At 60.6% G+C, this 20,368-nt stretch carries 16 protein-coding genes and 6 tRNA genes; 7 read left to right on the plus strand and 15 right to left on the minus strand.

What is annotated here, in order from left to right; all coding sequences use genetic code 11:
• The first annotated feature begins 212 nt into the window (after positions 1 to 212).
• From AB5Z09_RS04215 to AB5Z09_RS04235, 5 genes are all read left to right on the plus strand, one after another.
• Positions 213 to 1,430, plus strand: coding sequence for an aspartate aminotransferase family protein (locus tag AB5Z09_RS04215; RefSeq protein ID WP_204380097.1), 1,218 nt, complete (start codon positions 213 to 215; stop codon positions 1,428 to 1,430).
• A gap of 76 nt (positions 1,431 to 1,506) precedes the next feature.
• Positions 1,507 to 2,526: an arginine N-succinyltransferase gene (gene astA / locus AB5Z09_RS04220; protein WP_005334994.1), complete on the plus strand. Its 1,020-nt coding sequence runs from the start codon at positions 1,507 to 1,509 to the stop codon at positions 2,524 to 2,526.
• Between the two features lie 72 nt (positions 2,527 to 2,598).
• Positions 2,599 to 4,068 (plus strand): succinylglutamate-semialdehyde dehydrogenase, encoded by a 1,470-nt coding sequence (gene astD / locus AB5Z09_RS04225; RefSeq protein WP_368194703.1) that lies wholly within the window; start codon positions 2,599 to 2,601, stop codon positions 4,066 to 4,068.
• Positions 4,069 to 4,127: 59 nt separating this feature from the next.
• Complete coding sequence (locus tag AB5Z09_RS04230) at positions 4,128 to 4,925, plus strand: DUF1338 domain-containing protein (protein ID WP_021229798.1); 798 nt, start codon at positions 4,128 to 4,130, stop codon at positions 4,923 to 4,925.
• A 234-nt stretch (positions 4,926 to 5,159) separates the two neighbouring features.
• On the plus strand, positions 5,160 to 5,420 hold the full coding sequence (locus tag AB5Z09_RS04235; RefSeq protein ID WP_064335708.1) for a hypothetical protein: 261 nt from the start codon (positions 5,160 to 5,162) through the stop codon (positions 5,418 to 5,420).
• An 85-nt stretch (positions 5,421 to 5,505) separates the two neighbouring features.
• Here AB5Z09_RS04235 and AB5Z09_RS04240 read toward each other — a convergent pair whose 3' ends face one another.
• A complete protein-coding gene (locus AB5Z09_RS04240) occupies positions 5,506 to 6,108 on the minus strand; it encodes an HAD family phosphatase (protein WP_005334990.1) in 603 nt (200 codons plus the stop codon).
• Positions 6,109 to 6,281: 173 nt separating this feature from the next.
• On the opposite strand from AB5Z09_RS04240, the gene AB5Z09_RS04245 reads away from it, so the two are divergent.
• Positions 6,282 to 7,658, plus strand: coding sequence for an MDR family MFS transporter (locus AB5Z09_RS04245; protein WP_368194704.1), 1,377 nt, complete (start codon positions 6,282 to 6,284; stop codon positions 7,656 to 7,658).
• Positions 7,659 to 7,769: 111 nt separating this feature from the next.
• Here the strand turns inward: AB5Z09_RS04245 and nifJ are convergent, their stop codons facing one another.
• The 8 genes from nifJ to pnuC form a co-directional block, all read right to left on the minus strand.
• Positions 7,770 to 11,315 (minus strand): pyruvate:ferredoxin (flavodoxin) oxidoreductase, encoded by a 3,546-nt coding sequence (nifJ, locus tag AB5Z09_RS04250; protein ID WP_368194705.1) that lies wholly within the window; start codon positions 11,313 to 11,315, stop codon positions 7,770 to 7,772.
• Between the two features lie 228 nt (positions 11,316 to 11,543).
• Positions 11,544 to 13,184 carry an alpha-glucosidase gene (locus tag AB5Z09_RS04255; protein WP_368194706.1) on the minus strand — a complete coding sequence of 547 codons (1,641 nt, stop codon included), beginning with the start codon at positions 13,182 to 13,184 and terminating at the stop codon, positions 11,544 to 11,546.
• A gap of 200 nt (positions 13,185 to 13,384) precedes the next feature.
• On the minus strand, positions 13,385 to 13,786 hold the full coding sequence (locus AB5Z09_RS04260) for a DUF1622 domain-containing protein (protein ID WP_172954903.1): 402 nt from the start codon (positions 13,784 to 13,786) through the stop codon (positions 13,385 to 13,387).
• A 61-nt stretch (positions 13,787 to 13,847) separates the two neighbouring features.
• Positions 13,848 to 14,768: an alpha/beta hydrolase gene (locus tag AB5Z09_RS04265; RefSeq protein WP_368194707.1), complete on the minus strand. Its 921-nt coding sequence runs from the start codon at positions 14,766 to 14,768 to the stop codon at positions 13,848 to 13,850.
• 87 nt (positions 14,769 to 14,855) lie between these two features.
• Entirely contained in the window at positions 14,856 to 15,182 is a 327-nt protein-coding gene (yqfB, locus tag AB5Z09_RS04270; protein WP_368194708.1) for a N(4)-acetylcytidine aminohydrolase, read from the minus strand.
• Positions 15,183 to 15,224: 42 nt separating this feature from the next.
• Positions 15,225 to 15,896 carry a Crp/Fnr family transcriptional regulator gene (locus tag AB5Z09_RS04275; RefSeq protein ID WP_368194709.1) on the minus strand — a complete coding sequence of 224 codons (672 nt, stop codon included), beginning with the start codon at positions 15,894 to 15,896 and terminating at the stop codon, positions 15,225 to 15,227.
• Positions 15,897 to 16,001: 105 nt separating this feature from the next.
• Positions 16,002 to 16,727 carry a nucleoside phosphorylase gene (locus AB5Z09_RS04280; protein ID WP_368194710.1) on the minus strand — a complete coding sequence of 242 codons (726 nt, stop codon included), beginning with the start codon at positions 16,725 to 16,727 and terminating at the stop codon, positions 16,002 to 16,004.
• A gap of 3 nt (positions 16,728 to 16,730) precedes the next feature.
• Positions 16,731 to 17,447 (minus strand): nicotinamide riboside transporter PnuC, encoded by a 717-nt coding sequence (pnuC, locus tag AB5Z09_RS04285; protein WP_368194711.1) that lies wholly within the window; start codon positions 17,445 to 17,447, stop codon positions 16,731 to 16,733.
• Positions 17,448 to 17,710: 263 nt separating this feature from the next.
• Between pnuC and AB5Z09_RS04290 the strand changes: the two genes are divergently transcribed.
• Positions 17,711 to 19,543: an SLC13 family permease gene (locus AB5Z09_RS04290; protein WP_368194712.1), complete on the plus strand. Its 1,833-nt coding sequence runs from the start codon at positions 17,711 to 17,713 to the stop codon at positions 19,541 to 19,543.
• Positions 19,544 to 19,761: 218 nt separating this feature from the next.
• Here AB5Z09_RS04290 and AB5Z09_RS04295 read toward each other — a convergent pair.
• The 6 genes from AB5Z09_RS04295 to AB5Z09_RS04320 all read right to left on the minus strand — a co-directional run bounded on the left by AB5Z09_RS04295 (position 19,762) and on the right by AB5Z09_RS04320 (position 20,366).
• Positions 19,762 to 19,845, minus strand: a tRNA-Leu gene (locus AB5Z09_RS04295).
• An 8-nt stretch (positions 19,846 to 19,853) separates the two neighbouring features.
• Positions 19,854 to 19,930: transfer RNA gene (locus AB5Z09_RS04300), tRNA-Met, on the minus strand.
• A 39-nt stretch (positions 19,931 to 19,969) separates the two neighbouring features.
• A tRNA-Gln gene (locus tag AB5Z09_RS04305) sits at positions 19,970 to 20,044 on the minus strand.
• A 10-nt stretch (positions 20,045 to 20,054) separates the two neighbouring features.
• A tRNA-Met gene (locus tag AB5Z09_RS04310) sits at positions 20,055 to 20,131 on the minus strand.
• A 39-nt stretch (positions 20,132 to 20,170) separates the two neighbouring features.
• Positions 20,171 to 20,245: transfer RNA gene (locus AB5Z09_RS04315), tRNA-Gln, on the minus strand.
• A 46-nt stretch (positions 20,246 to 20,291) separates the two neighbouring features.
• Positions 20,292 to 20,366 (minus strand) — tRNA-Gln (locus tag AB5Z09_RS04320).
• Between the last annotated feature and the right edge of the window lie 2 nt (positions 20,367 to 20,368).

Raw genomic sequence — 20,368 nt, forward strand, 5'->3', positions numbered from 1 at the left:
CCCCCTCTCCTGCCCAAATTATCTCTTGCCAAGCCCCCCTGAGTCGTTATGCAATGCGGTTGCCTAAAATCTCAAGAGCAATCGAACATTGTTCCTTATAGGCCGTCTTGTTACAGACTTTTTACTTTATTTCTGTGATAATCCCGTCACGTTTACACGGATTTAACTTTTGGGCGGTGGATTATTCTGTCGCCGAATCGAAGGAGAGCTATATGTCAGAGTTGTTGGCAGTGACACGTGAAGTGTTTGATGAAGTGATGGTTCCCAACTATGCGCCCGCCAAGATCATCCCGGTGCGTGGTGAAGGGTCACGTGTCTGGGATCAGGAAGGGCGCGAGTATGTCGACTTCGCCGGTGGCATCGCCGTCAATGGTTTGGGTCACTGTCATCCCAGGCTGGTCGAGGCCCTGAAAACCCAGGGCGAGAAGCTGTGGCACCTCTCCAACGTCATGACCAACGAGCCGGCCCTGCGTCTGGCCAGGAAGCTGGTCGCCGCCACCTTTGCCGACAAGGTCTACTTCTGCAACTCCGGCGCCGAAGCAAACGAGGCTGCTCTCAAGCTGGCTCGCCGCTACGCCATCGAGAAGTTTGGCGAGCAGAAGACCCAGATCATCGCCTTCAATCAGGGCTTCCACGGTCGTACCTTCTTTACCGTCAGCGTCGGTGGCCAGGCAGCCTACTCAGATGGCTTCGGTCCCAAGCCCGGTGACATTACCCATGTTCCCTACAACGATCTGGCGGCGCTGGCCGAGGTGATCTCCGACAACACCTGCGCCGTGGTGATGGAGCCGCTGCAGGGGGAGGGGGGCATCATTCGTCCTACCGACGAGTTTGCCAAAGGGGTGCGCGAGCTGTGCGACAAACACAATGCCCTGCTGGTGTATGACGAAGTGCAGTCAGGGGTCGGCCGGACCGGTGATCTCTATGCCTATATGGGTCTGGGCGTCACGCCGGACATCCTCACCAGCGCCAAGGCGCTGGGGGGCGGTTTCCCCATCGGCGCCATGCTGACCACCAACGAAATCGCCTCTTACTTGAAAGTGGGCACTCACGGCTCTACTTACGGCGGCAACCCGCTGGCCTGTGCGGTCGCCGAGGCGGTGATCGATGTGATCAATACCCCGGAGGTGCTGGCGGGCATCAAGCAGCGCGAGCAGCTGTTCCGTGATGGACTTGAGGCCATCAATGCCAAATACCACTGCTTCAGCGAGATCCGCGGCAAGGGTCTGCTGCTGGGCGCGGCCCTGAGCGATGCCTACAAGGGGCGCTCCCGCGACTTCCTGTTGGCCTCCATCGATCAGGGGCTGATGGCACTGGTGGCTGGTACCAACGTGGTTCGTTTTGCCCCTTCACTGGTGATCCCGGAAGCGGACATCAAGGAAGGGCTGGCCCGCTTTGAGAAGGCGGTTGCCCAGGTGGTTAACGCCTGATTCCAAATTGAGGTGGGGAGCTCTCCCGGCAGGAGCCGGGACCCCACCTGTCGTCAATGAAAGGGAGTTGTCATTTATGTTGGTTATCCGTCCCATCGAGCAAAAAGATTTTGCCGGGCTCAAGACCTGCGCCATCGAGTCCGGCACCGGCATGACCTCGTTGCCCGTCAACGATGAGCTGCTGCAGCGCAAGATTGACGCCTCGACCCAGACTTTTTCCGACAAGCCCGCCGGCAAGGGGGACTGCCTCTACTTCTTCGTGGCCGAGGATCTGGAGACCGGCGAGATGGTGGGCACCTGTGCCATCGATGCCGCGGTTGGCCTCTCCCAGCCGTTTTACAACTACCACATCGGCAAGGTGGTGCACTCTTCTCCCAAGCTCGGCATCTACAACGTCGTTGAAACCCTGACCCTCTCCAACGACTACACCGGCAACTCCGAGCTCTGCACCCTGTTTTTGCGCGAATGTGCCCGCGAGGGGCTCAACGGCCGCTTGCTCTCCAAGCACCGCTTTCTGTTTATGGCCGAGCACCCCGAGCTGTTTGACGAGACCGTCTTCGCCGAGATGCGCGGCGTCTCCGATGCCAACGGCCACAGTCCCTTCTACGAGTGGCTGCAAACCCACTTCTTCTCGATGGATTTTCCCACCGTCGACTATCTGACCGGCATCGGCAAGAAGCGCTTTATCGCCGAGTTGATGCCCAAGTACCCCATCTACGTCAATTTGCTGAGCAAAGAGGCGCGCGCCGTTATCGGCCAGACCCACGAGAAGACCCGTCCCGCCATCAAGATGCTGCAGGACGAGGGCTTCGTGAACCGTGGTTACGTCGATATTTTCGATGCGGGCCCCACCGTCGAGTGCGACGTGAAGAATATCCGCAGCGTGCGCCGCAGCAAGAAACTGCGAGTGCTGGTGGGCGAGCCCATCGGTGGCAAGACCCACCTTATCTGCAACAGCCGTTTCGAACATTACCGCGCCTGCTACGGCAATATCCGGGTCGATCTCGACAAGCACGAAGCCATCATTCCGCCCAAGATGGCGGCGGCACTCAAGGTGCAGGATGGCGACATGGTGCGGGTGGTTGACCTCGACTGAGGCAAACAGGACAAGCAAACCGATTATCAGACAGGCAGCCGAGGCTGCCTGCCAGCGACAGGGAGTGAATGGATGAGCCAGTTAGTGCAATTTATCGACGGTCAGTGGCTTGCCGGTGAAGGCAAGCCGTTCGAGTCAACCGATCCGGCCAAGAACGAGGTGATCTGGCTGGGGGCTGCCGCCAGTGCGGCGCAGGTGGATGCCGCCGTCAAGGCCGCCCGTGCAGCCTTCTACCACTGGGCAGACATTAGCCTTGAGGATCGCCTGGCCATAGTGCGCCGTTATGCCGACCTGCTTGGCGAGCAGAAAGAGGCGCTGGCCCTGACCATCGCCCGCGAAACAGGCAAACCGCTGTGGGAGACCCGCACCGAAGTAGCCGCCATGCAGGGCAAGATTGCCATCTCCATCCGTGCGCACGACGAGCGTACCGGCACCGTTGAAAATGCCATGCCGGGCGCCAAGGCGTTTGTTCGTCACAAGCCCCACGGTGTGGTGGCGGTGTTCGGCCCTTACAACTTCCCGGGTCATCTGCCCAACGGCCATATCGTACCTGCACTGATCGCGGGTAACGCCGTGGTGTTCAAACCCTCCGAGCTGACCCCCATGGTCGCGGAAGCCATGGTCAAGGTGTGGCAGGAGGCCGGATTGCCCAAGGGGGTGCTCAATCTGGTGCAAGGGGAGGTCGAGACTGGCAAGGCGCTGGCTGGCAACCCCGACATCGACGGCCTCTTCTTCACTGGTTCATCCCGCACCGGCCATTTCCTTCATCAGCAGTTTGCCGGTCAGCCGGGCAAAATTCTGGCTCTCGAGATGGGCGGCAACAACCCGCTGATCGTGAAAGATGTGAGCGACATCGACGGCGCCGTCCATGCCATCGTCCAGTCGGCATTTATCACCTCGGGTCAACGTTGCACCTGTTCCCGCCGTCTGTTTGTCGAGCGCGGCGAGCGGGGCGATGCGCTGGTCAAGCGACTGATCGAGGTGGTCAGCCAGATCAAGGTCGGCCTCTATGACGCCGCCGAGCAGCCGTTCATGGGCTCGATGATAAGCGAGAAGGCAGCACAGGGCATGGTCGAAGCACAAGCCAACCTGCAGCGCCTCGGTGGCGAGAGCCTGCTTCCCCTCAAGCACCTGGAAGCGGGTACCGGCTTTGTCTCCCCGGGCATTATCGACGTGACCTCAGTGAGCGCGCTGCCTGACGAAGAGTACTTCGGCCCGCTGCTGCAACTCATTCGTTACGATGATTTCGATGCTGCCATCGATCAGGGCAATGCTACCCGTTATGGTCTTTCGGCTGGTCTGCTGGGGGACAAGGAGGCGGACTGGCACCACTTCTTCAAGCGGATCCGCGCCGGTATCGTCAACTGGAACAAGCCCATCACCGGTGCCTCCAGTGCCGCGCCGTTTGGTGGCGTGGGTGCCTCCGGCAACCACAGAGCGAGCGCCTACTATGCCGCTGATTACTGTGCGTATCCGGTTGCCTCCGTCGAAGACAGCAAAGCCGCCATGCCGGAGCAGCTGTCGCCCGGCCTGCGCTTCTAATAACGACACGGGGCATCCAGCGGTGCCCCCATTTGTACCCGCAATCAAAGGAAAGAGAGATGCAAAAGGATATCGACACCCTGTTCAGCCATCTGTGGGACAACTACATCAAGGTGACCCCGAGCGCCCTCAAGGTGCACACCCTGCTGGGTGGCGGCGAGCCCATCGTCAATGATCACGTGGCGTTTCGTACCTACAACCTGCCCAAGCTGGGGCTGGAGAAGCTGGCCGCCCACTTCCTGGCGCTCGGTTACGAGCAGAAGGGCGAGTATGTCTTCAAGGCCAAGAAGCTCTACGCCAAGCACTTCGAGCATCAGGATCCGGACGCTCCCAAGGTGTTTATCAGCGAGCTGAAGGTGGAAGAACTCTCCCCAGCGGCGCAGGCCATCATCCACAAGCTGGCGGATCAGGTGCCCGATCATCTGACCGATACCCCGGCATTTCTCTACACCGGTGCCCCCTGGCAGGTCTCCTATGCCGATTATCAGACTCTGCTGGCGGAGAGCGAGTACGCGGCCTGGATGGCAGCCTGGGGCTATCGTGCCAACCACTTCACGGTCAATATCAACAAGTTGAAGGACTTCGATACCATCCATCAGGTCAATGCGGCGCTCAAGGCGGCGGGGTTCGTCCTCAACAGTGTGGGTGGCGAGGTGAAAGGGGACCCGCAGGTGATGCTGGAGCAATCCTCCACCATGGCCGACAAAGCAGAGGTGCCGTTCAGCGATGGGGTGCGTACCATCCCGAGCTGCTTCTACGAGTTTGCCCTGCGTTATCCGCAGGCCGATGGTGTGCTCTATCCGGGCTTCGTCGAGGCCTCGGCGGACAAGATCTTCGAATCGACGAATGCCATGTAACGGGAGCCACCCTGTTTCAGTCGCAACGCCTCCTTTGTGGAGGCGTTTTGTTTGGCGCAGAGTGACGGTATCGGGTGTTGTCTGAGGCTGCGTGTGGAGGGGATTTGGACGGCGCCCAATCGGTAAATGTTTGTTGATAAAAATGTGAACGAGATCACTTGAGACGACACAGATTGACGCTGGCGGTGGAGCAAAAAGGAGTAGAATGGCGCTTTATTTTTGCGGGGCCAATCGATGCCTAACTATCACTTTTTCAAGCAGGGTCAGGCGCTTACCTATCTAGATGCCAATGCGCCCAGCTATAGCGATGAGCGTCGTCAACTGGTCGAACAGGGATTTGCCGCCATCGCCGCCCCCACCTTTGCAGATACCCCGGCCGAAGCTCTTGAGCTGCTTCGCACTCATCAGGCACTACAGGATGAGGCGCAGGCCAACGCCCTTTGTCTGACGGTTGCCGCTATTCCGGCTGCGATCGCAACTCTGTCCGGGCACTGACGCTGCCGCTATGCTCACGTGAATAAAAAAATGGTGCCACTGTCATGACACCATTTTATCGGTCTGTCTGCTTGCCCTGAGTACTTTACCGCTGGTGCAGGTCACCTTCGATAACCAGCACGGTATCCATCCCCGCCGCCTTGCCAGCCTCAAGCCCGATCCGGGTATCTTCAAACACCAGACAGTTGGCCGGATTAGCGCCGAGCAGCTCGGCCACCCGTAAAAAGGTGTCGGGGTGCGGTTTGTGGTTGGTGACATCATCGGCGCTCACCACCACAGAGATGTAGGCATCGAGCCCGGTGCTTTTCAGGATGGAGTCCGCCTGATTGCGCGGTGAGCCGGTGCCAATCCCCATCTTCACCTTGCCGTGATAGTGCCTGACCAGCTCCCACATCTTGGGAAAGACGCTGACCTTGTCGATATGTTCCATATAGAGGGCAATCTTGCGACGGGTAAAAGCCTCGACATCCACCGTCAGCCCCTGCTGCTCGGCCAGCATGGCGATGATCTTGCGGGTGGGAATGCCGCCATACTGATAGAGCTGATCCCGCTCGAAGGGGATGCCGAATTCGGCGCAGGTAAGCTCCCAAGCATCCAGATGAAGGGGCATGGAATCTACCAACGTGCCATCCATATCGAAAATCAGGGCATCGTAGTGATCAAACCCGTACTGCTCACGCTCGCTCATGGGGGCTCCTCGAATCAAATAGAGCAGGCTAGCAGAAACGGTCGGTAGTTTGTGGGATCGGCCTCATGGTTGGGCAGATTGCGACCGCCGTTTTTTCTATCTCTTGCTGATTTGTGAGACAATAATCCGTTCATTGCCGGATACTTTGGCATATCAGATCTGCGAGTCCGCTTATGACCTCGAAAATATCCCCCAAAACCATCTTCTCCAGTGTGGCGCTGGTGATCGCGCTCGGTTCACTGGAAAAGAGCATAGTTACCACCCCGCTGCCCATGATTGGCGCCGAGCTGCACGCTGGGGCCGCCCTCACCTGGGTGGTCACCGCCTACCTGCTGGCCGCCACCGCCGTGCTGCCCCTCTATGGCAAGCTGAGCGATCTCTTTGGTCGGGTGCGGATGCTCAATATCGGCATCGGCCTGTTTCTGGCGGGCTCGGTGGCCTGCGCGCTCTCCCAGGATCTGCCGACTTTGCTGGCAGCGCGGGTGCTGCAAGGGCTGGGGGGCGGCGGCCTGATTGCCCTCGCGTTTACCGTGATTGCCGACACCATACCGCCGCGTGAGGTGGGCAAGTATCAGGGCTACATCTCGGCGGTCTATGCGGTCTCCAGCATCGCTGGCCCCTTGCTCGGCGGCTATTTCACCGAGCAGCTCAGCTGGCGCTGGATCTTCTGGATCAACCTGCCGCTCGGGGCGCTGGCGGTCTTTCTCATCAACCGCAATCTCAAACAGCTCAACGTGCGTCGTCACAGTCGCTTCGACTGGAAGGGGGCAGGTCTGCTGATTACCGTCACAACGCTCACCCTGTTGCTGCTCTCGCCGGAGGCGGCGCTGCCTGCAGTCTGGCTTTCGGTGGCGCTGGGCGTTGCGTTGCTGCTGCTCATTCTGATTGAGCGGCGCGCCCACGACCCCATATTGCCCGCCCATCTGGCCCGGCTGCCCGGCTATCTGGTGAGCGTGCTGCTGGTGATGCTCTCCCAGCTGCTGATGTTTGCCGTGCTGGTCTATCTGCCGTTGCAGATGCAGTGGCAGAAGGGGATGAGCGCCAGCGAGAGCGGCGCCATCATGGTCATCTTCATGATTTGCATCACCGCCGGCGCCTTTGTCGGCGGCAAGCTGATTGGCCGTACCGGTCACTACAAGAGCTTTGTCGCGGTGGGCTTTGGCCTCGCGGCAGTGGCGCTGTGGCAGATCCACTTCGATGCCTGGGTCAGGCTGGCGCTCGGGTTTGCCGGTATCGGTCTGGGTCTGGTGCTGCCCGCCCTCTCGGTAGTAGTGCAAAATGCCCTGCCACGGCAGGATCGCGGCATCGGCATGTCGCTGTTCAACTTCGGACGGGAGCTCGGCGGTGCCGTCGGCGTGGCCATTTGCTCCATGCTGTTCCACTTCCGCCTGCCAGCCGGCAGCGATGGCGATCTGAGCCGACTTGCCCCCGATCTGCTGGCCCCGGGCTTCAGCGCGACCTATATCGGCATGGCACTGATCGCCACGCTGGCGCTGCTCATCACCCTGCTGGCGTTGAAGCGCCATGAGCTGGCCTCCATCAGCGCCTGATTTGGCTTGCGCCGACATTGGCTCACCATAGATAGCATCAGGGCTCCCCACGGGGAGCCCTGATTGTTATTTGGCGAATAGAGTGGCTGCTGCCATCAAGCCATTCGCAGGTTACTCCTGCGCCGGACTCTCCTTGCCTGCCAGCTGGCTCAGCCAGGCGAAGCGGCGATTGGCCTCCTGCTCCGCCTCTTCATAGAGCTGGCTGGCCACCTCAGGCAGCTGGCGCTCCAGCCGCTGGAAGCGGGGCTCATGGCGCAAGGTCTCGGCCAGCGAGGCATTGGGGGCCCGCGAGTCGAGCGCCAGCGGCAATTTACCCTCGTCAGCACGGCGCGGATCGAAGCGGTAGAGGGGCCAGAAGCCGGTGGCGGTCAGCTGCTTCATCTGTTCGTGGCTCTCGGCCATGTCGTAGCCATGCTCCTCGCAGGGGCTGTAGGCAATGATGAGTGAGGGGCCCGGGTAGGCTTCCGCCTCCTGAATCGCCTTCACTGTCTGGTTCATCTGGGCACCGAGGGAGATCTGCGCCACATAGACGTGACCATACATCATCACGCTGGCCCCGAGATCCTTGCGCCCCTTGCGCTTGCCCTGCTCGCCAAACTTGGTAATGGCACCGAGTGGCGTCGCCTTCGACTGCTGGCCGCCGGTGTTGGAGTAGCACTGGGTATCGAGCACCAGCACATTGATGTTCTCCCCCAGACTCAGCACATGGTCGAGCCCGCCAAAGCCGATGTCGTAGGCCCAGCCATCGCCGCCGATGAGCCAGACCGATTTTTCCACCAAATAGTCCGCATCGCGGGCCAGCTCTTGGGCCTCCGGGGCCTTGTTCTCCTGCAGCAGCGCCCGCAACTGCTGGATATGGGCCCGCTGCTCGGAAACCGGCAGGGTGGTATCGCCGAGTGCCTCACGCAGCGTTGCCGGGATGGTGTCGCCCAGGCTCGCCAGCAGACGGCGCACCCGCTCCCTGTGCTGATCGACGGTGAGGCGGAAGCCCAGTCCGAACTCGGCGTTGTCTTCAAACAGCGAGTTGGCCCAGGCTGGGCCGCGCCCATCGGCGTTGGTGGTATAGGGGGTGGTGGGCAGGTTGCCGCCATAAATGGACGAGCAGCCGGTGGCGTTGGCAATCAGTAGCCGATCGCCATAGAGCTGGGTCAGCAGCTTGATGTAGGGGGTCTCGCCACAACCGGAGCACGCGCCCGAGTATTCAAACAGCGGCGAGATGAGCTGGGAGGTGCGGATGTCGATACGCTCCAGCTGCTCGGCGCTGCGTTCAGGCAGGTCGAGGAAGAAGTCGTAGTTGGCCTTCTGCTCGTCGAGGTGATCGAGGCGTGAAGCCATATTGATCGCCTTGCGATCCGGGTTGCTGCGATCCTTGGCCGGGCACACCTCGACGCAGAGATTGCAGCCGGTACAATCCTCCGGCGCCACCTGCAGCACGTACTGCTGGCCGCGCATGTCGCGGGATTTCACATCCAGCGCATCCAGGGTGGCGGGGGCAGCGGCCAGCGCATCCGGTTCCACCACCTTGGCGCGAATGGCCGAGTGGGGACAGGCGGCGACGCAGTAGTTGCACTGGGTACAGAGCTCCGCCTCCCAGATGGGGATCTCCTTGGCGATGTTGCGCTTCTCCCAGCGGGTGGTGCCGACCGGCCAGGTGCCATCCGGCGGGAAGGCGGAGACCGGCAGGCTGTCACCCAGCCCCGCCAGCATGGCGGCGGTGACGGTCTGGACAAAGTCGGGGGCCTTGGCCGAAACCACCGGCGGGCGGGGGCGGCTGGCAGGATCCAGCTCGCCAAGTTGCACCCTGGTCAGTGCGGCGCAGGTTGCCTCCAGTGCCTGCCAGTTGCGTTCGACCAGCGCTTGTCCCTTGCTGCCATAGCTGGTGGCGATGGCCTGCTTCAGCAGGTTGGTCGCCTCGGCGGGGGGAATGATGGCGCTGAGCTGGAAGAAGGCCATCTGCATGACGGTATTGATGCGGTTGCCGAGCTGGCAGTCGCGGGCAATTTTGGCGGCGTTGATGATGTAGAAGCGCGCCTCTTTCTCGCGCAGGGCGTGCTGTACCTCGCTGGGGAGACGTTGCCAGATCTCCGCTTCGCTGTAGGGGGTGTTAAGCAGGAAGATACCGCCTGTTTTCAAGCGCTCCGCCATCCGGTACTTGTCGACAAACTGCCACTGATGGCAGCCGATAAAGTCCGCCTCTTCCACCAGATAGGCCGATTGGAGCGGCCGCTCGCCTACCCGCAGGTGAGAGACGGTGAGGCCGCCCGCCTTCTTGGAGTCGTAGACGAAATAGCCCTGCGGATAGAGGTCGGTGTGGTTGCCGAGGATCTTGATGCTGTTCTTGGCCGCAGAGACGGTGCCATCGCTGCCAAGACCGTAGAAGAGCGCCTCCAGCTTGTGTTGCTGGCTGTGGATGGGGCTTTGCGAATCCAGCGCGTGCAGCGGTAGTGAGAGACCTGTGATGTCATCGAAGATGCCGACGGTAAAGCGCGGACGCGGGTTCTCTTGCGCCAGTTCGGCAAACACCGCCAGCGCGCAGGCGGGGCCGAACTCTTTGGAGGAGAGGCCATAGCGGCCGCCGACGACCCGCGGCAGGCTTGCCCGCTCGCCCCGGCTGACCGCTTCGGCCAGCGCCGTCATCACGTCGAGATAGAGGGGCTCGGCCTGTGCGCCCGGCTCCTTGGTGCGATCCAGCACGGCGATGGCGCGGGCACTCTCGGGAATCGCGGCCAGCAGGTGCTCGGCCGAGAAGGGACGGAACAGCCGCACCTTCACCAGCCCCACCTTCTCCCCTTGGGCCTGCAGGCGCTCGATCACCTCCTCACAGGTGCCGATGGCTGAGCCCATCAGCACCATAATCCGCTCCGCCTGCGGGTGCCCGACATATTCAAACGGCCGGTAGTGGCGGCCGGTCTGTTTGCCAAAAGCCTGCATCGCCTCGCTCACATGACCATAGGCAGCGTCATACCAGGGGTTGCTCGCCTCCCGGCACTGGAAATAGGTGTCCGGGTTGGCAGCTGTGCCACGAATGACCGGTTTGTCGGGGGTGAGCGCCCGGTCACGATGAGCACGGATGGCATCTGCGGGCAGCAGGGTGCGCAGGGTGTCGTCAGCGAGCGGCGCTATCTTGGCGATCTCGTGAGAGGTACGAAAGCCGTCGAAGAAGTGGATAAAGGGGAGGCGGCTGTTGAGGCTGGCCACTTGAGAAATCAGGGCAAAGTCCTGCGCCTCCTGCACATTGCTGGCACAGAGCATGGCGCAGCCGGTCTGGCGCACCGCCATCACGTCCGAGTGATCGCCAAAGATCGATAGCGCGTGGGTCGCCACGGTGCGCGCCGCCACATGCAGTACGAAGGGGATAAGCTGACCCGCCAGCTTGTAGAGGTTGGGGATCATCAGCAGCAACCCCTGCGACGAGGTAAACGAGGTCGCCAGCGCGCCGGTCTGCAGGGCGCCGTGGACGGCGGCAATGGCGCCCCCTTCCGACTGCATCTCGACAACCCGGGGGACATCCCCCCACAGGTTCTTGCCCCGCTCGCTCGACCAGGCCGACGACTGCTCAGCCATGGCCGAGCTGGGGGTGATGGGGTAGATGGCGATGACTTCGCTGGTGCGGTACGCCACCGAGGCGACTGCGTTATTCCCGTCTGTGGTGATCATCTGTTTTCCACTTTGCTATGCCAGTTTGAAGGCCGATAGTTGCATCGGCAATGGATAGGTCGCAGGCATAGTAAGAGGGGCAATGAGAGCGTATCAAACGGGATAAATAATCAATTAATAAGTCAGTAATAGTGGTTAATTTAATCCCGCCGTGTGGGGGCGTGATTTTCTGCTGACAGCCGACGGGAGGTGGCTGACGGGCCATTGGTATGGCCCGTCAGCACGGGGTTAATCCTGATCCACTTGCAGCCAGATGGCGCACTGATAAGGGGCGAAGAGTGGCAGCGGTTCGTTTGGGTAATTGGCCAGCAGCAACCGCATCTCGTCTGTCACCTTGTCGAAGTGGGGCATCGGCAAGGGGTTCGCCGTGAGATTGGCGAGCAGCAGCAGGGTGTGTTGCTCGCCGCTCGCCGGATCCTGCCAGTGGCGGCGATAGCTGATGCGCTCGGGATCATCCCCATCCAGCAGCTCGAAATTGCCGTGGCGAATGACCGGGTGAGCCTTGCGCAGGGCGATAAGCTGGCGATAGCAGTGAAACGGTGAGTCGGGGCGGGCCAACTGCTCGTCAGCATTTATCTCGACGTGATTGGCGTTGAGGGCAATCCAGGGAGTGGCCGTACTGAATCCGGCGTGGGGGTCGGCGTCCCACTGCATCGGGGTACGGGCGTTGTCGCGGCCGATGGCATCGAGCCGCCGACTCAGCTCGGCAGGATCCAGCCCTGACTGGCTGGCGCGGTAGTTGATGGCCTCCACATCGCGCAGCTCGCCCGGCTGCCAGTGGCGGTTGGTCATGGCGAGCTCCTCCCCCTGATAGATGAAGGGCGTGCCCTGCATCAGGTGCAGCACCATGGCCCACAGCCTGGCGCTGGTTTCCCGCCACTCGGGCCTGTCATCGCCAAAGCGGGAGACGGCGCGGGGCAGGTCGTGGTTGCCGAGAAACAGGCTGTTCCAGCCACGCCCGTGTAGCCCTTGCTGGTGGCGGGCCATGGCTCGCTTGAAGGTGAGGGGATCGAAGCGGGATGACCACTTGTCACTGCCCAGCCCCAGATGCTCGAAGTTGAACACCATGCTGAACTCGCTGCCATCGTGGTTCGAATAGTTCTGCATATGGGCAAGATCGGCTCCCCAGGTCTCGCCGACAGTGATGATCCCCTTGCCACCAAAGCTGTCCTCATTAAGTTCACGGATATAGTCGTGCAGGCGTGGGCCGTTGCTCATGGCAAGCCGGTCCCACTCCTTGCTCACCATGTCGATCACATCGAAGCGAAATCCTTTGATCCCTTTGCCCAGCCAGAAGTTGATCACCTCTGCCATCTCGGCGCGCACCGCCGGGTTATCCCAGTCCAGATCGGCCTGACTCGCATCGAAGTTGTGCAGGTAGTAGCGATCAAGCGCTGGCACATACTGCCAGCCGCTGCCGCCAAAAATCGAGGTAATGGGGTGAGCATCGACAAAGGCTTGATCCCGGAATACGTAATAACCCTGATAACGGGGATCTCCGGCCTGCGCCTTTATAAACCACTCATGCTCGGTGGAGGTGTGGTTGGCGACGATATCCATCATGATACCGATGCCGTGAGCGGCTGCTTCTGCTATCAGCAGTTCCATCTCGGCCAGGGTGCCGAAGGCGGGGTCGATGGCACGGTAGTCCGCCACGTCATAGCCGTTGTCCCGCTTGGGGGAGCGATAGATGGGGGTGAGCCAGAGCATATCGACCCCGAGGGTGGCCAGATAACCGAGGCGCTGACGAATACCGTTGATATCGCCCAGTCCGTCGCCATCGCTGTCCTGAAAGCTCATGGGGTAGACCTGGTAGATGACACAGCTATCGAGGTCGATATCGGGCGTATGGCGGGGTTGCGGGTTCATCAGCTTGGCCGGTTGGGGGAAGAGATTTTCTATCTTACGCAGATGAACGGGCAGTCAACAGGGCTGAGGAAACCTTGAAAAGGGTTCCATAGTTGGCTGGTTGCCAAAAGTGAGGGGAGGGTCACAAAGGTGCCATCCCGGGCCACGGCAATGGTCGGGATGACACGGCACTTAGCGCTGATACTCTGCAGGAATACAGGTTATTGAGCAGCCTTGGCCTGCTCGCTGCGCTGCTCCTGCTGGCGTTCTGCCTTCTCTTGTTGGCGCTCCGCTTGTGCTTCCAGCTCCTTGCCGAGGAAGTAGTTCAGGAAGGTGCGGATCACCGCGATGATGGCGAGGCGGATCAGCTCCTCCTTGCTCGGCGCGACCGTGGTGGCCAGGATATCGGCGGCGAGCTGGAACTCTAGCGCCAGAATGAGCCAGCTGCCAAAGCAGAGACGAATGCGCGGAAAGCCGGGCTGGTGATCCCGCACCCGCGCCGCCAGCCAGAGAGTTTTAAAGAGGCCAATGACCACACAGGCGATGGAGATGATCTCCAGCAGCAGCTGGAACAGCTCGACCCCGTGCATCATCCCCTCTTTCAGGCTCGCTATCTCAAACACTCGGGTCACCTCCCTGATTCAAAAGAGGACACTATTAACACATCGCTCGGCAAAGGCCAAATCAGAGTCTCCTGATAAGCAGTGAGAGCTGTTCAATGAGCTGACGCGCCGCGGGGCTCACTCCGGCCAGTTGGAAGAAGCCGTGTATAACGCCCAGTTGCCGCTGACAGGTAGCCGTGACACCGGCTTGCAGCAGTTTGCGATAGAGGGCTTCCCCCTCATCGCGCAGCGGATCATATTCCGCCGTTACGATATGGGTCGGCGGTAATCCCGACAGGGCTGGATGATGGAGCGGACTTGCTTCGGGATGAGTGACGGGCTGCTCCCCCAGATAGGCGTGAAAACCGCTTAACAGCATGTCGCGGGTGATGAGGTAGTCGACCCCTAGCTGCCGATAGCTGTCACTGTTGCCCGCAGCATCGAGCATCGGATAGATGAGCAGTTGGGCGGCAGGCAAGGGGGCCCCTCGCTCCTTGAGTCGCAAGGTGGTGATCAGGGCGAGGTGGCCGCCGGCACTGTCTCCCGCAAGGACAATCTTTGCCGGATCCCCATGCCATTTCTCCACATCGGCCATGATGGCGAGCGTAGCAGCCAGTGCGTCGTCGTGTGCTGCAGGATAGGTGTGTTCGGGTGCAAGGCGGGTATGTACCGCGAACACCAGTGCTTTGGCGCGATTGCACAGCATCCGCATCTGGCGGTCGTGAGTGTCGAACTCGCCGCTGACAAAACAGCCGCCATGAAAGTAGATCAGGGCCGGACGGCTTGCGCTTGAGGTTGGTGCTGGTTGATAGAGGCGAACGGAATAATGGCCATTTTGCCACTCTTCGACAGCGCCGACTTCCTCCCGTTCACCACCCAATACGGCTGAAGCAAGATAACCTTCACGCCGCTCCTGCCAGCTCAGGCTGCTCGCCTTGGGGCGGCCTGCTGCAATGAACTCTGCCACCATGGCCGCAATGGCCGGTTCAAGTTGTATATCCATAACGCACCAATAACTGTATATAAAAACAGTTATTTTGCGCCTTTAGCCAGAGAGCGCAACCGGCGTTAGCTGAGGCAGCTCACAAAATCAGGCTTCAAGCAGCTGGAATTCAATCACATAGAGCGGCGGCAGATCGGGGTAGATATCGCGGATCACCTGTTTGAGCTCGGGGAGGGTCATGTTCTCCTGGCGGGCGTGTTCGTCATTGAGCTCATCGAAGGCGACCGCCTTGACCGAGAGCACCTCTATGGTGCCGAAGGGCTGGTGTTCCGGGTTGGTGAACAGCGCCAGCCGCTGGCCGGGCCGCCAGTTGGCCTCGCTCTCGTCGCGGATGGTGATGGTCTTGCGGCCCGCCTGAATGTCGGCAACGAAGCGGCTGAAGAAGGTGAATTCGGGATAGGAATGAGCAGACATGTTAACTCCTGACAGGGTGAATCGAAATTAGGTGAATAGAACTCAAAGGTCGAGATAGGCGCGCAGCCTGGCCAGATCGGCGATGGCGGGGCCCTCGGCCCCTTCGCAGACAATCCCCTGTTCGATCAGCTCCCTGAGGGCGCGGCGGTAGACCCGCTCTGTGGTGCCGAAGCGGGCTGCCTCGTGGGCCCGCTTGCGCGATCCCAGCATCGGGGTGCGCTGGCGCTCGCGCCACAGCTCGTAGGCGATGTTGTAGGCGATGGGATGGAGCAGGCGGCTGGTGGTGATCTCCAGGGTATCGAGATAGTCGCTGGCAAGCGCGGCGGCAAAGAACAGGGTCAGCTCGGGTTCGGCCAGCAGCCGCTGGGCCAGCTTGTGGGCGCAGATGATCCGGGCATCCAGCTCGGTCTCGGCCACCACGTTCCACTGCACCGGGGTGGCGCTGAAGAACTCCATTTCGCCGAAGATCTGGCTGTGACACTCAATCTCGCCGAGTTGGAAGCGGCGGCCCGAGTGCACCGTGCTATTGAGGGAGACCCGACCATGTTCGACCAGATAGAGCTGCTCGCTCTGCTCCCCCTGCCGCATGATCAATTCGCCCGGCAGGTAGCGGCGCAGAAACAGGGTGCAGGTGTCGAGCGCCGCGGCAAAGCGGGGTTCAAGCTGCTGGAGTTCGGCGTGAAAACGGCCGAGGGGGTAGGGCTGTTGCTGCATGACTTGCCTGTCGCACCAGATGACGAGGGCCATGAGGCTAGCAAGAGTGCGGGCCGGATACCAGCCCGCACGGTAGCGGATGTGCCGCAGTTAACGGTTTGCGGTTTATTGCACCAGGGCGTGGAGGGCAGCCGCGATGGCGTGCTGCTCACCGGCCATCATCGCCTGTTCGGCGCTGGCGTAATCCGCTACCCCTTGCTGCACATCCTGCTCGAACAGCACTACGTTGCAGAGCACAGCTGCGACCCGTACCTTGCGCAGGCGACCCACGGTCAGCAGGGAGGCTGTCTCCATGTCAGCGCCGAGCACGCCACGGGCATGCCAGTAGCGGCACACCTCTTGCTCATCATCTCGATAGAAGCTGTCGTGGGAGCGTACTAGCCCGTGCCAATGAGGCTGGCTGCTGGCCGCCACCTGATTGAGCAGGGCCGCTTGCAGCCAGATATCGGCGCAGGCAGGGTACTCGGCGGGCAGATAGGCCTGCGAGGCGCCCTCATTGCGTACCGCCCCTTCCACCACGATAAGGTCGCCAAGGCCGATGTCGTGCTGCAGGGCACCGGCGGAGCCGACCCGAATGAGCGAGCGGGCACCGGCTTGCACCAGCTCCTCCAGCGCTATGACGGCCGAGGCGCCGCCGATGCCGGTGCTGCAGACCGTGATGGGCAGCCCCTGATAGCGGCCGTTGATGAGGCGAAACTCCCGGTTTTGCCCCAGCACTTCACACTGTTCGAGCTGGCTGGCGATGCGATCGACCCGGGCCGGGTCGCCGCAAAGGACCACCCGCTCGGCAATCTGGTCGGGGCGGCACTGGAGATGGGGTAACAGACTCATGGCTTACAGACCTTGTGACTGGCGCTTGGCGGCAATCACCCAGAGGCGAGTGCCGTTGGCGGCGATAAACAGCAGGATCAGATACTCCAGCGACATGGCGTAGACGCCCTGCGCGGCATAGACACCGATGCTGATGATGTTGATGACGACCCAGAGGATCCAGTTCTCCACGTATTTGCGGGTCATCAGGATCTGGGCGACCACCGAGAGCACCGTCATGCTGGCATCCCAGAACGGGAAGGCATCGGGGGAGGGCTCGGGGGTGGCAAGGTTGGCACCAAACAGGTTGAGCAGGGAGACCGAGGTGCGCGCCAGGGTGGCGAAGACCGGGTCGATATAGCGGGTCAGCAGGGCGATGGCCAGCACGCTCACGGCGGCGGTCATTATCAGCTTGGATTTGCTGAGCCAGCGGATCTGCAGGGTATCACCCTGATCGTTGGCCGGGCGGGTCCAGGCGTACCAGCCGTAGACGTTGGCGCAGAAGAAGAACAGCTGCAGCATCAACAGTCCGTAGAGCTGGATCTGGAAGAAGATGATGGCAAACAGGCTGACGTTGATCAGACCAAACAGGTAGTTGATGGTTTTCTCCTGACTGGCGAACCAGATACAGGCCAGCCCGAACAGGGTGCCGATGGCTTCAATCCATGACATGGCATAGCCGCCACCCAGCGGTATGGTCACTAGCGTGTTATTGATGCTGAACAGCTCGAATATGCTCATTTTCTGATCCTTGGGTATGAGGGTTAGTATGCGAGGGCGCCATTCTAAGGGGTGAGGGGGAGGAGGGGCAGGACTTTTGTCCGCCCCGGGCTTGGCCCATATCAAAGAAATCGCCGCTGCTGCCCGGTTATTCCAGCAGTGATGGGTTATGGGGCCCCGGCGGGCCGGACTTTATTGATATGTAGCAAGATGATAGCGCCATGGCTGTGGTCTGATAGAGTCCACTCTCCGGGAGGAGAATCACGTGATAAAAGGAGGTTGTATTGAATTCCGAGCTTGTCTGGGTGCTCTGTCTGCTGGCTGGCGCCATCTATCTCTTCATGACCAACAAGGTGCGCATGGACGTGGTCGCCCTGTTGATCATTATCCTCTTTGTGCTGAGCGGCACCCTCACCCTGCCGGAGGCGCTGGCGGGCTTTAGCGATCCCAACGTCATTCTGATTGCCGCCCTGTTTGTGGTGGGTGAGGGGCTGGTGCGCACCGGCATCGCCTATCAGGTGGGGGATGCATTGGTGAAGGTGGCGGGCAGCAGCGAGACCAAGCTGCTGGTGTTGCTGATGGTAGCGGTGGCGAGTCTAGGGGCTGTGATGAGCAGCACCGGGGTGGTGGCCATCTTTATCCCGGTGGTGCTGAGTGTGGCGAATCGAATGGGGATCCCGGCCGGTCGCCTGATGATGCCCCTCGGTTTTGCCGGGCTGATCAGCGGCATGATGACGCTGGTGGCTACGCCCCCCAACATGGTGGTCAACAGCGAGCTGATGCGCCACGGCATACATGGTTTCGGGTTCTTCGATTTCACCCCCATGGGCCTGCTGATCCTGGGGCTGGGCATCCTCTACATGCTGCTGGTGCGTGGCTCCTTGGTGGGTGAAGGGGAAGAGGGCAAGGGCAAGCAGACCGGGCGCCGTACCCTGCGCGATCTGATCCGAGACTACCGATTGGCCGGTCGGGCCCGTCGTCTGGCGCTGCGGCCGGACTCCCCGCTGATTGGCCACACCCTGGATGAGCTGCAACTACGCGCCCGTTATGGTGCCCACGTCATCGGGGTGGAGCGCTGGCGCAAGTTCCGCCGGGTGATGGTGCCGGTGTCGGGGATCAGTGAGTTCCAGGCGAAGGATGTGCTGCTGATCGACATGTCAGACCCCGAGGTGGATGTGCGGGCGTTTTGCACCGAGGCGCGGCTTGAACCCATGATCCTGCGCGGGGAGTATTTCTCCGATCAGGCGCGGGAGGTGGGGATGGCCGAGGTGTCGCTGATCCCTGAGTCCAAGCTGCTGGGTAAAAGCTTGCGTGAGGTGACCTTCCGCTCCAGCTATGGTCTGAGCGTGGTGGGGCTGCGCCGCGACGGTGAGGCACTGGCAGGCAAGCTGGTGGACGAGCCGCTGCAGATGGGGGATACCCTGCTGGTGGTAGGGAATTGGAGCCACATCAGACAGTTGCAGACCCATAGCCGCGACTTTCTGCTGATGGGGCTGCCCGCCGAAGTGGACGAGATGGCCCCCGCCCGCAGTCAGGCCATTCATGCCCTCTTCTGTCTTGGAGTGATGATCCTGCTGATGGTGACCGATCCGGTGCCCAACGTGATTGCCGCGCTGATCGCCTGTCTGCTGATGGGCAAGTTTCGCTGCATCGATATGGAAAGTGCCTACAAGTCGATCCACTGGCCGACCCTGATCCTCATCGTCGGCATGCTCCCCTTTGCGCTGGCGCTGCAAAAAACCGGCGGGGTGGATCTGATCGTCGGTGGCCTGATCAATGCGGTCGGGGAGATGGGGCCGCGGGTCATGCTGGCCAGCCTGTTTGCCCTCTGCGCGGTGATCGGGCTCTTTATCTCCAACACCGCCACCGCAGTGCTGATGGCGCCCATTGCGCTGGGCACAGCCCAGCAGATGGGGGTATCACCCTATCCGTTTGCCATGACCATTGCCATCGCCGCCTCGGCCGCTTTTATGACGCCGGTCTCGTCACCGGTGAATACCCTGGTGCTGGGGCCGGGCAACTACCAGTTTGCCGATTTTATCCGTATCGGGGTGCCATTCACCCTGTTGGTGATGGCGGTCAGCGTGGTAGCGATCCCCTGGTTCTTCCCGTTCTGATAACCGGGATGATGAATGTGTGCACCAGCGGCCTGCGGGCCGCTTTTTTATGGCCGGGAGACAAGAGTGGCAAGGCGTGCTCGGAATCAGTGAAGAGTGATATGGACGGGAATTAACGTGGAGATGGGTTAATAGAGGAGCGAGAGAAAAACTGGGGAGAGGCAAATTCCAGATACAAAAAAACCAGCATGAGCTGGTCTGTTTGGTACTGCTATTAATGGTGCGGAAGGAGAGACTCGAACTCTCACGCCTAGGGCGCCAGAACCTAAATCTGGTGCGTCTACCAATTTCGCCACTTCCGCAATATTAATGGTGGCTATGACGGGATTCGAACCTGTGACCCCCGCATTATGAGTGCGATGCTCTAACCAACTGAGCTACATAGCCGTTTGTTATCGACCACTGATGTGGAAGAAAACAGAAAAATGGCTGGGGTACTAGGATTCGAACCTAGGGATGGCGAGATCAAAACCCGCTGCCTTACCGCTTGGCGATACCCCAACAGAAATAATGGTGGCTATGACGGGATTCGAACCTGTGACCCCCGCATTATGAGTGCGATGCTCTAACCAACTGAGCTACATAGCCGTTTGTTATCAACCACTGATGTGGAAGAGAACAGAAATATGGCTGGGGTACTAGGATTCGAACCTAGGGATGGCGAGATCAAAACCCGCTGCCTTACCGCTTGGCGATACCCCAACAGCGCTCCTCAACAGTCGCGAGACTGGCAAAGAACTTTTAAAAATGGCTGGGGTACTAGGATTCGAACCTAGGGATGGCGAGATCAAAACCCGCTGCCTTACCGCTTGGCGATACCCCAAC

Source organism: Aeromonas sp. R2-2, from assembly GCF_040908355.1.
GTDB lineage: Bacteria > Pseudomonadota > Gammaproteobacteria > Enterobacterales > Aeromonadaceae > Aeromonas > Aeromonas veronii.

Coding starts and splice junctions, on each gene's coding strand:
- AB5Z09_RS04235 (WP_064335708.1), top strand. CDS start 5,160: ATGCCTAACTATCACTTTTTCAAGCAGGGTCAGGCGCTTACCTATCTA.
- yqfB (WP_368194708.1), bottom strand. CDS start 15,182: ATGTCTGCTCATTCCTATCCCGAATTCACCTTCTTCAGCCGCTTCGTT.
- astD (WP_368194703.1), top strand. CDS start 2,599: ATGAGCCAGTTAGTGCAATTTATCGACGGTCAGTGGCTTGCCGGTGAA.
- AB5Z09_RS04265 (WP_368194707.1), bottom strand. CDS start 14,768: ATGGATATACAACTTGAACCGGCCATTGCGGCCATGGTGGCAGAGTTC.
- AB5Z09_RS04280 (WP_368194710.1), bottom strand. CDS start 16,727: ATGAGTCTGTTACCCCATCTCCAGTGCCGCCCCGACCAGATTGCCGAG.
- AB5Z09_RS04240 (WP_005334990.1), bottom strand. CDS start 6,108: ATGAGCGAGCGTGAGCAGTACGGGTTTGATCACTACGATGCCCTGATT.
- astA (WP_005334994.1), top strand. CDS start 1,507: ATGTTGGTTATCCGTCCCATCGAGCAAAAAGATTTTGCCGGGCTCAAG.
- AB5Z09_RS04230 (WP_021229798.1), top strand. CDS start 4,128: ATGCAAAAGGATATCGACACCCTGTTCAGCCATCTGTGGGACAACTAC.
- nifJ (WP_368194705.1), bottom strand. CDS start 11,315: ATGATCACCACAGACGGGAATAACGCAGTCGCCTCGGTGGCGTACCGC.
- AB5Z09_RS04215 (WP_204380097.1), top strand. CDS start 213: ATGTCAGAGTTGTTGGCAGTGACACGTGAAGTGTTTGATGAAGTGATG.
- pnuC (WP_368194711.1), bottom strand. CDS start 17,447: ATGAGCATATTCGAGCTGTTCAGCATCAATAACACGCTAGTGACCATA.
- AB5Z09_RS04245 (WP_368194704.1), top strand. CDS start 6,282: ATGACCTCGAAAATATCCCCCAAAACCATCTTCTCCAGTGTGGCGCTG.
- AB5Z09_RS04275 (WP_368194709.1), bottom strand. CDS start 15,896: ATGCAGCAACAGCCCTACCCCCTCGGCCGTTTTCACGCCGAACTCCAG.
- AB5Z09_RS04255 (WP_368194706.1), bottom strand. CDS start 13,184: ATGAACCCGCAACCCCGCCATACGCCCGATATCGACCTCGATAGCTGT.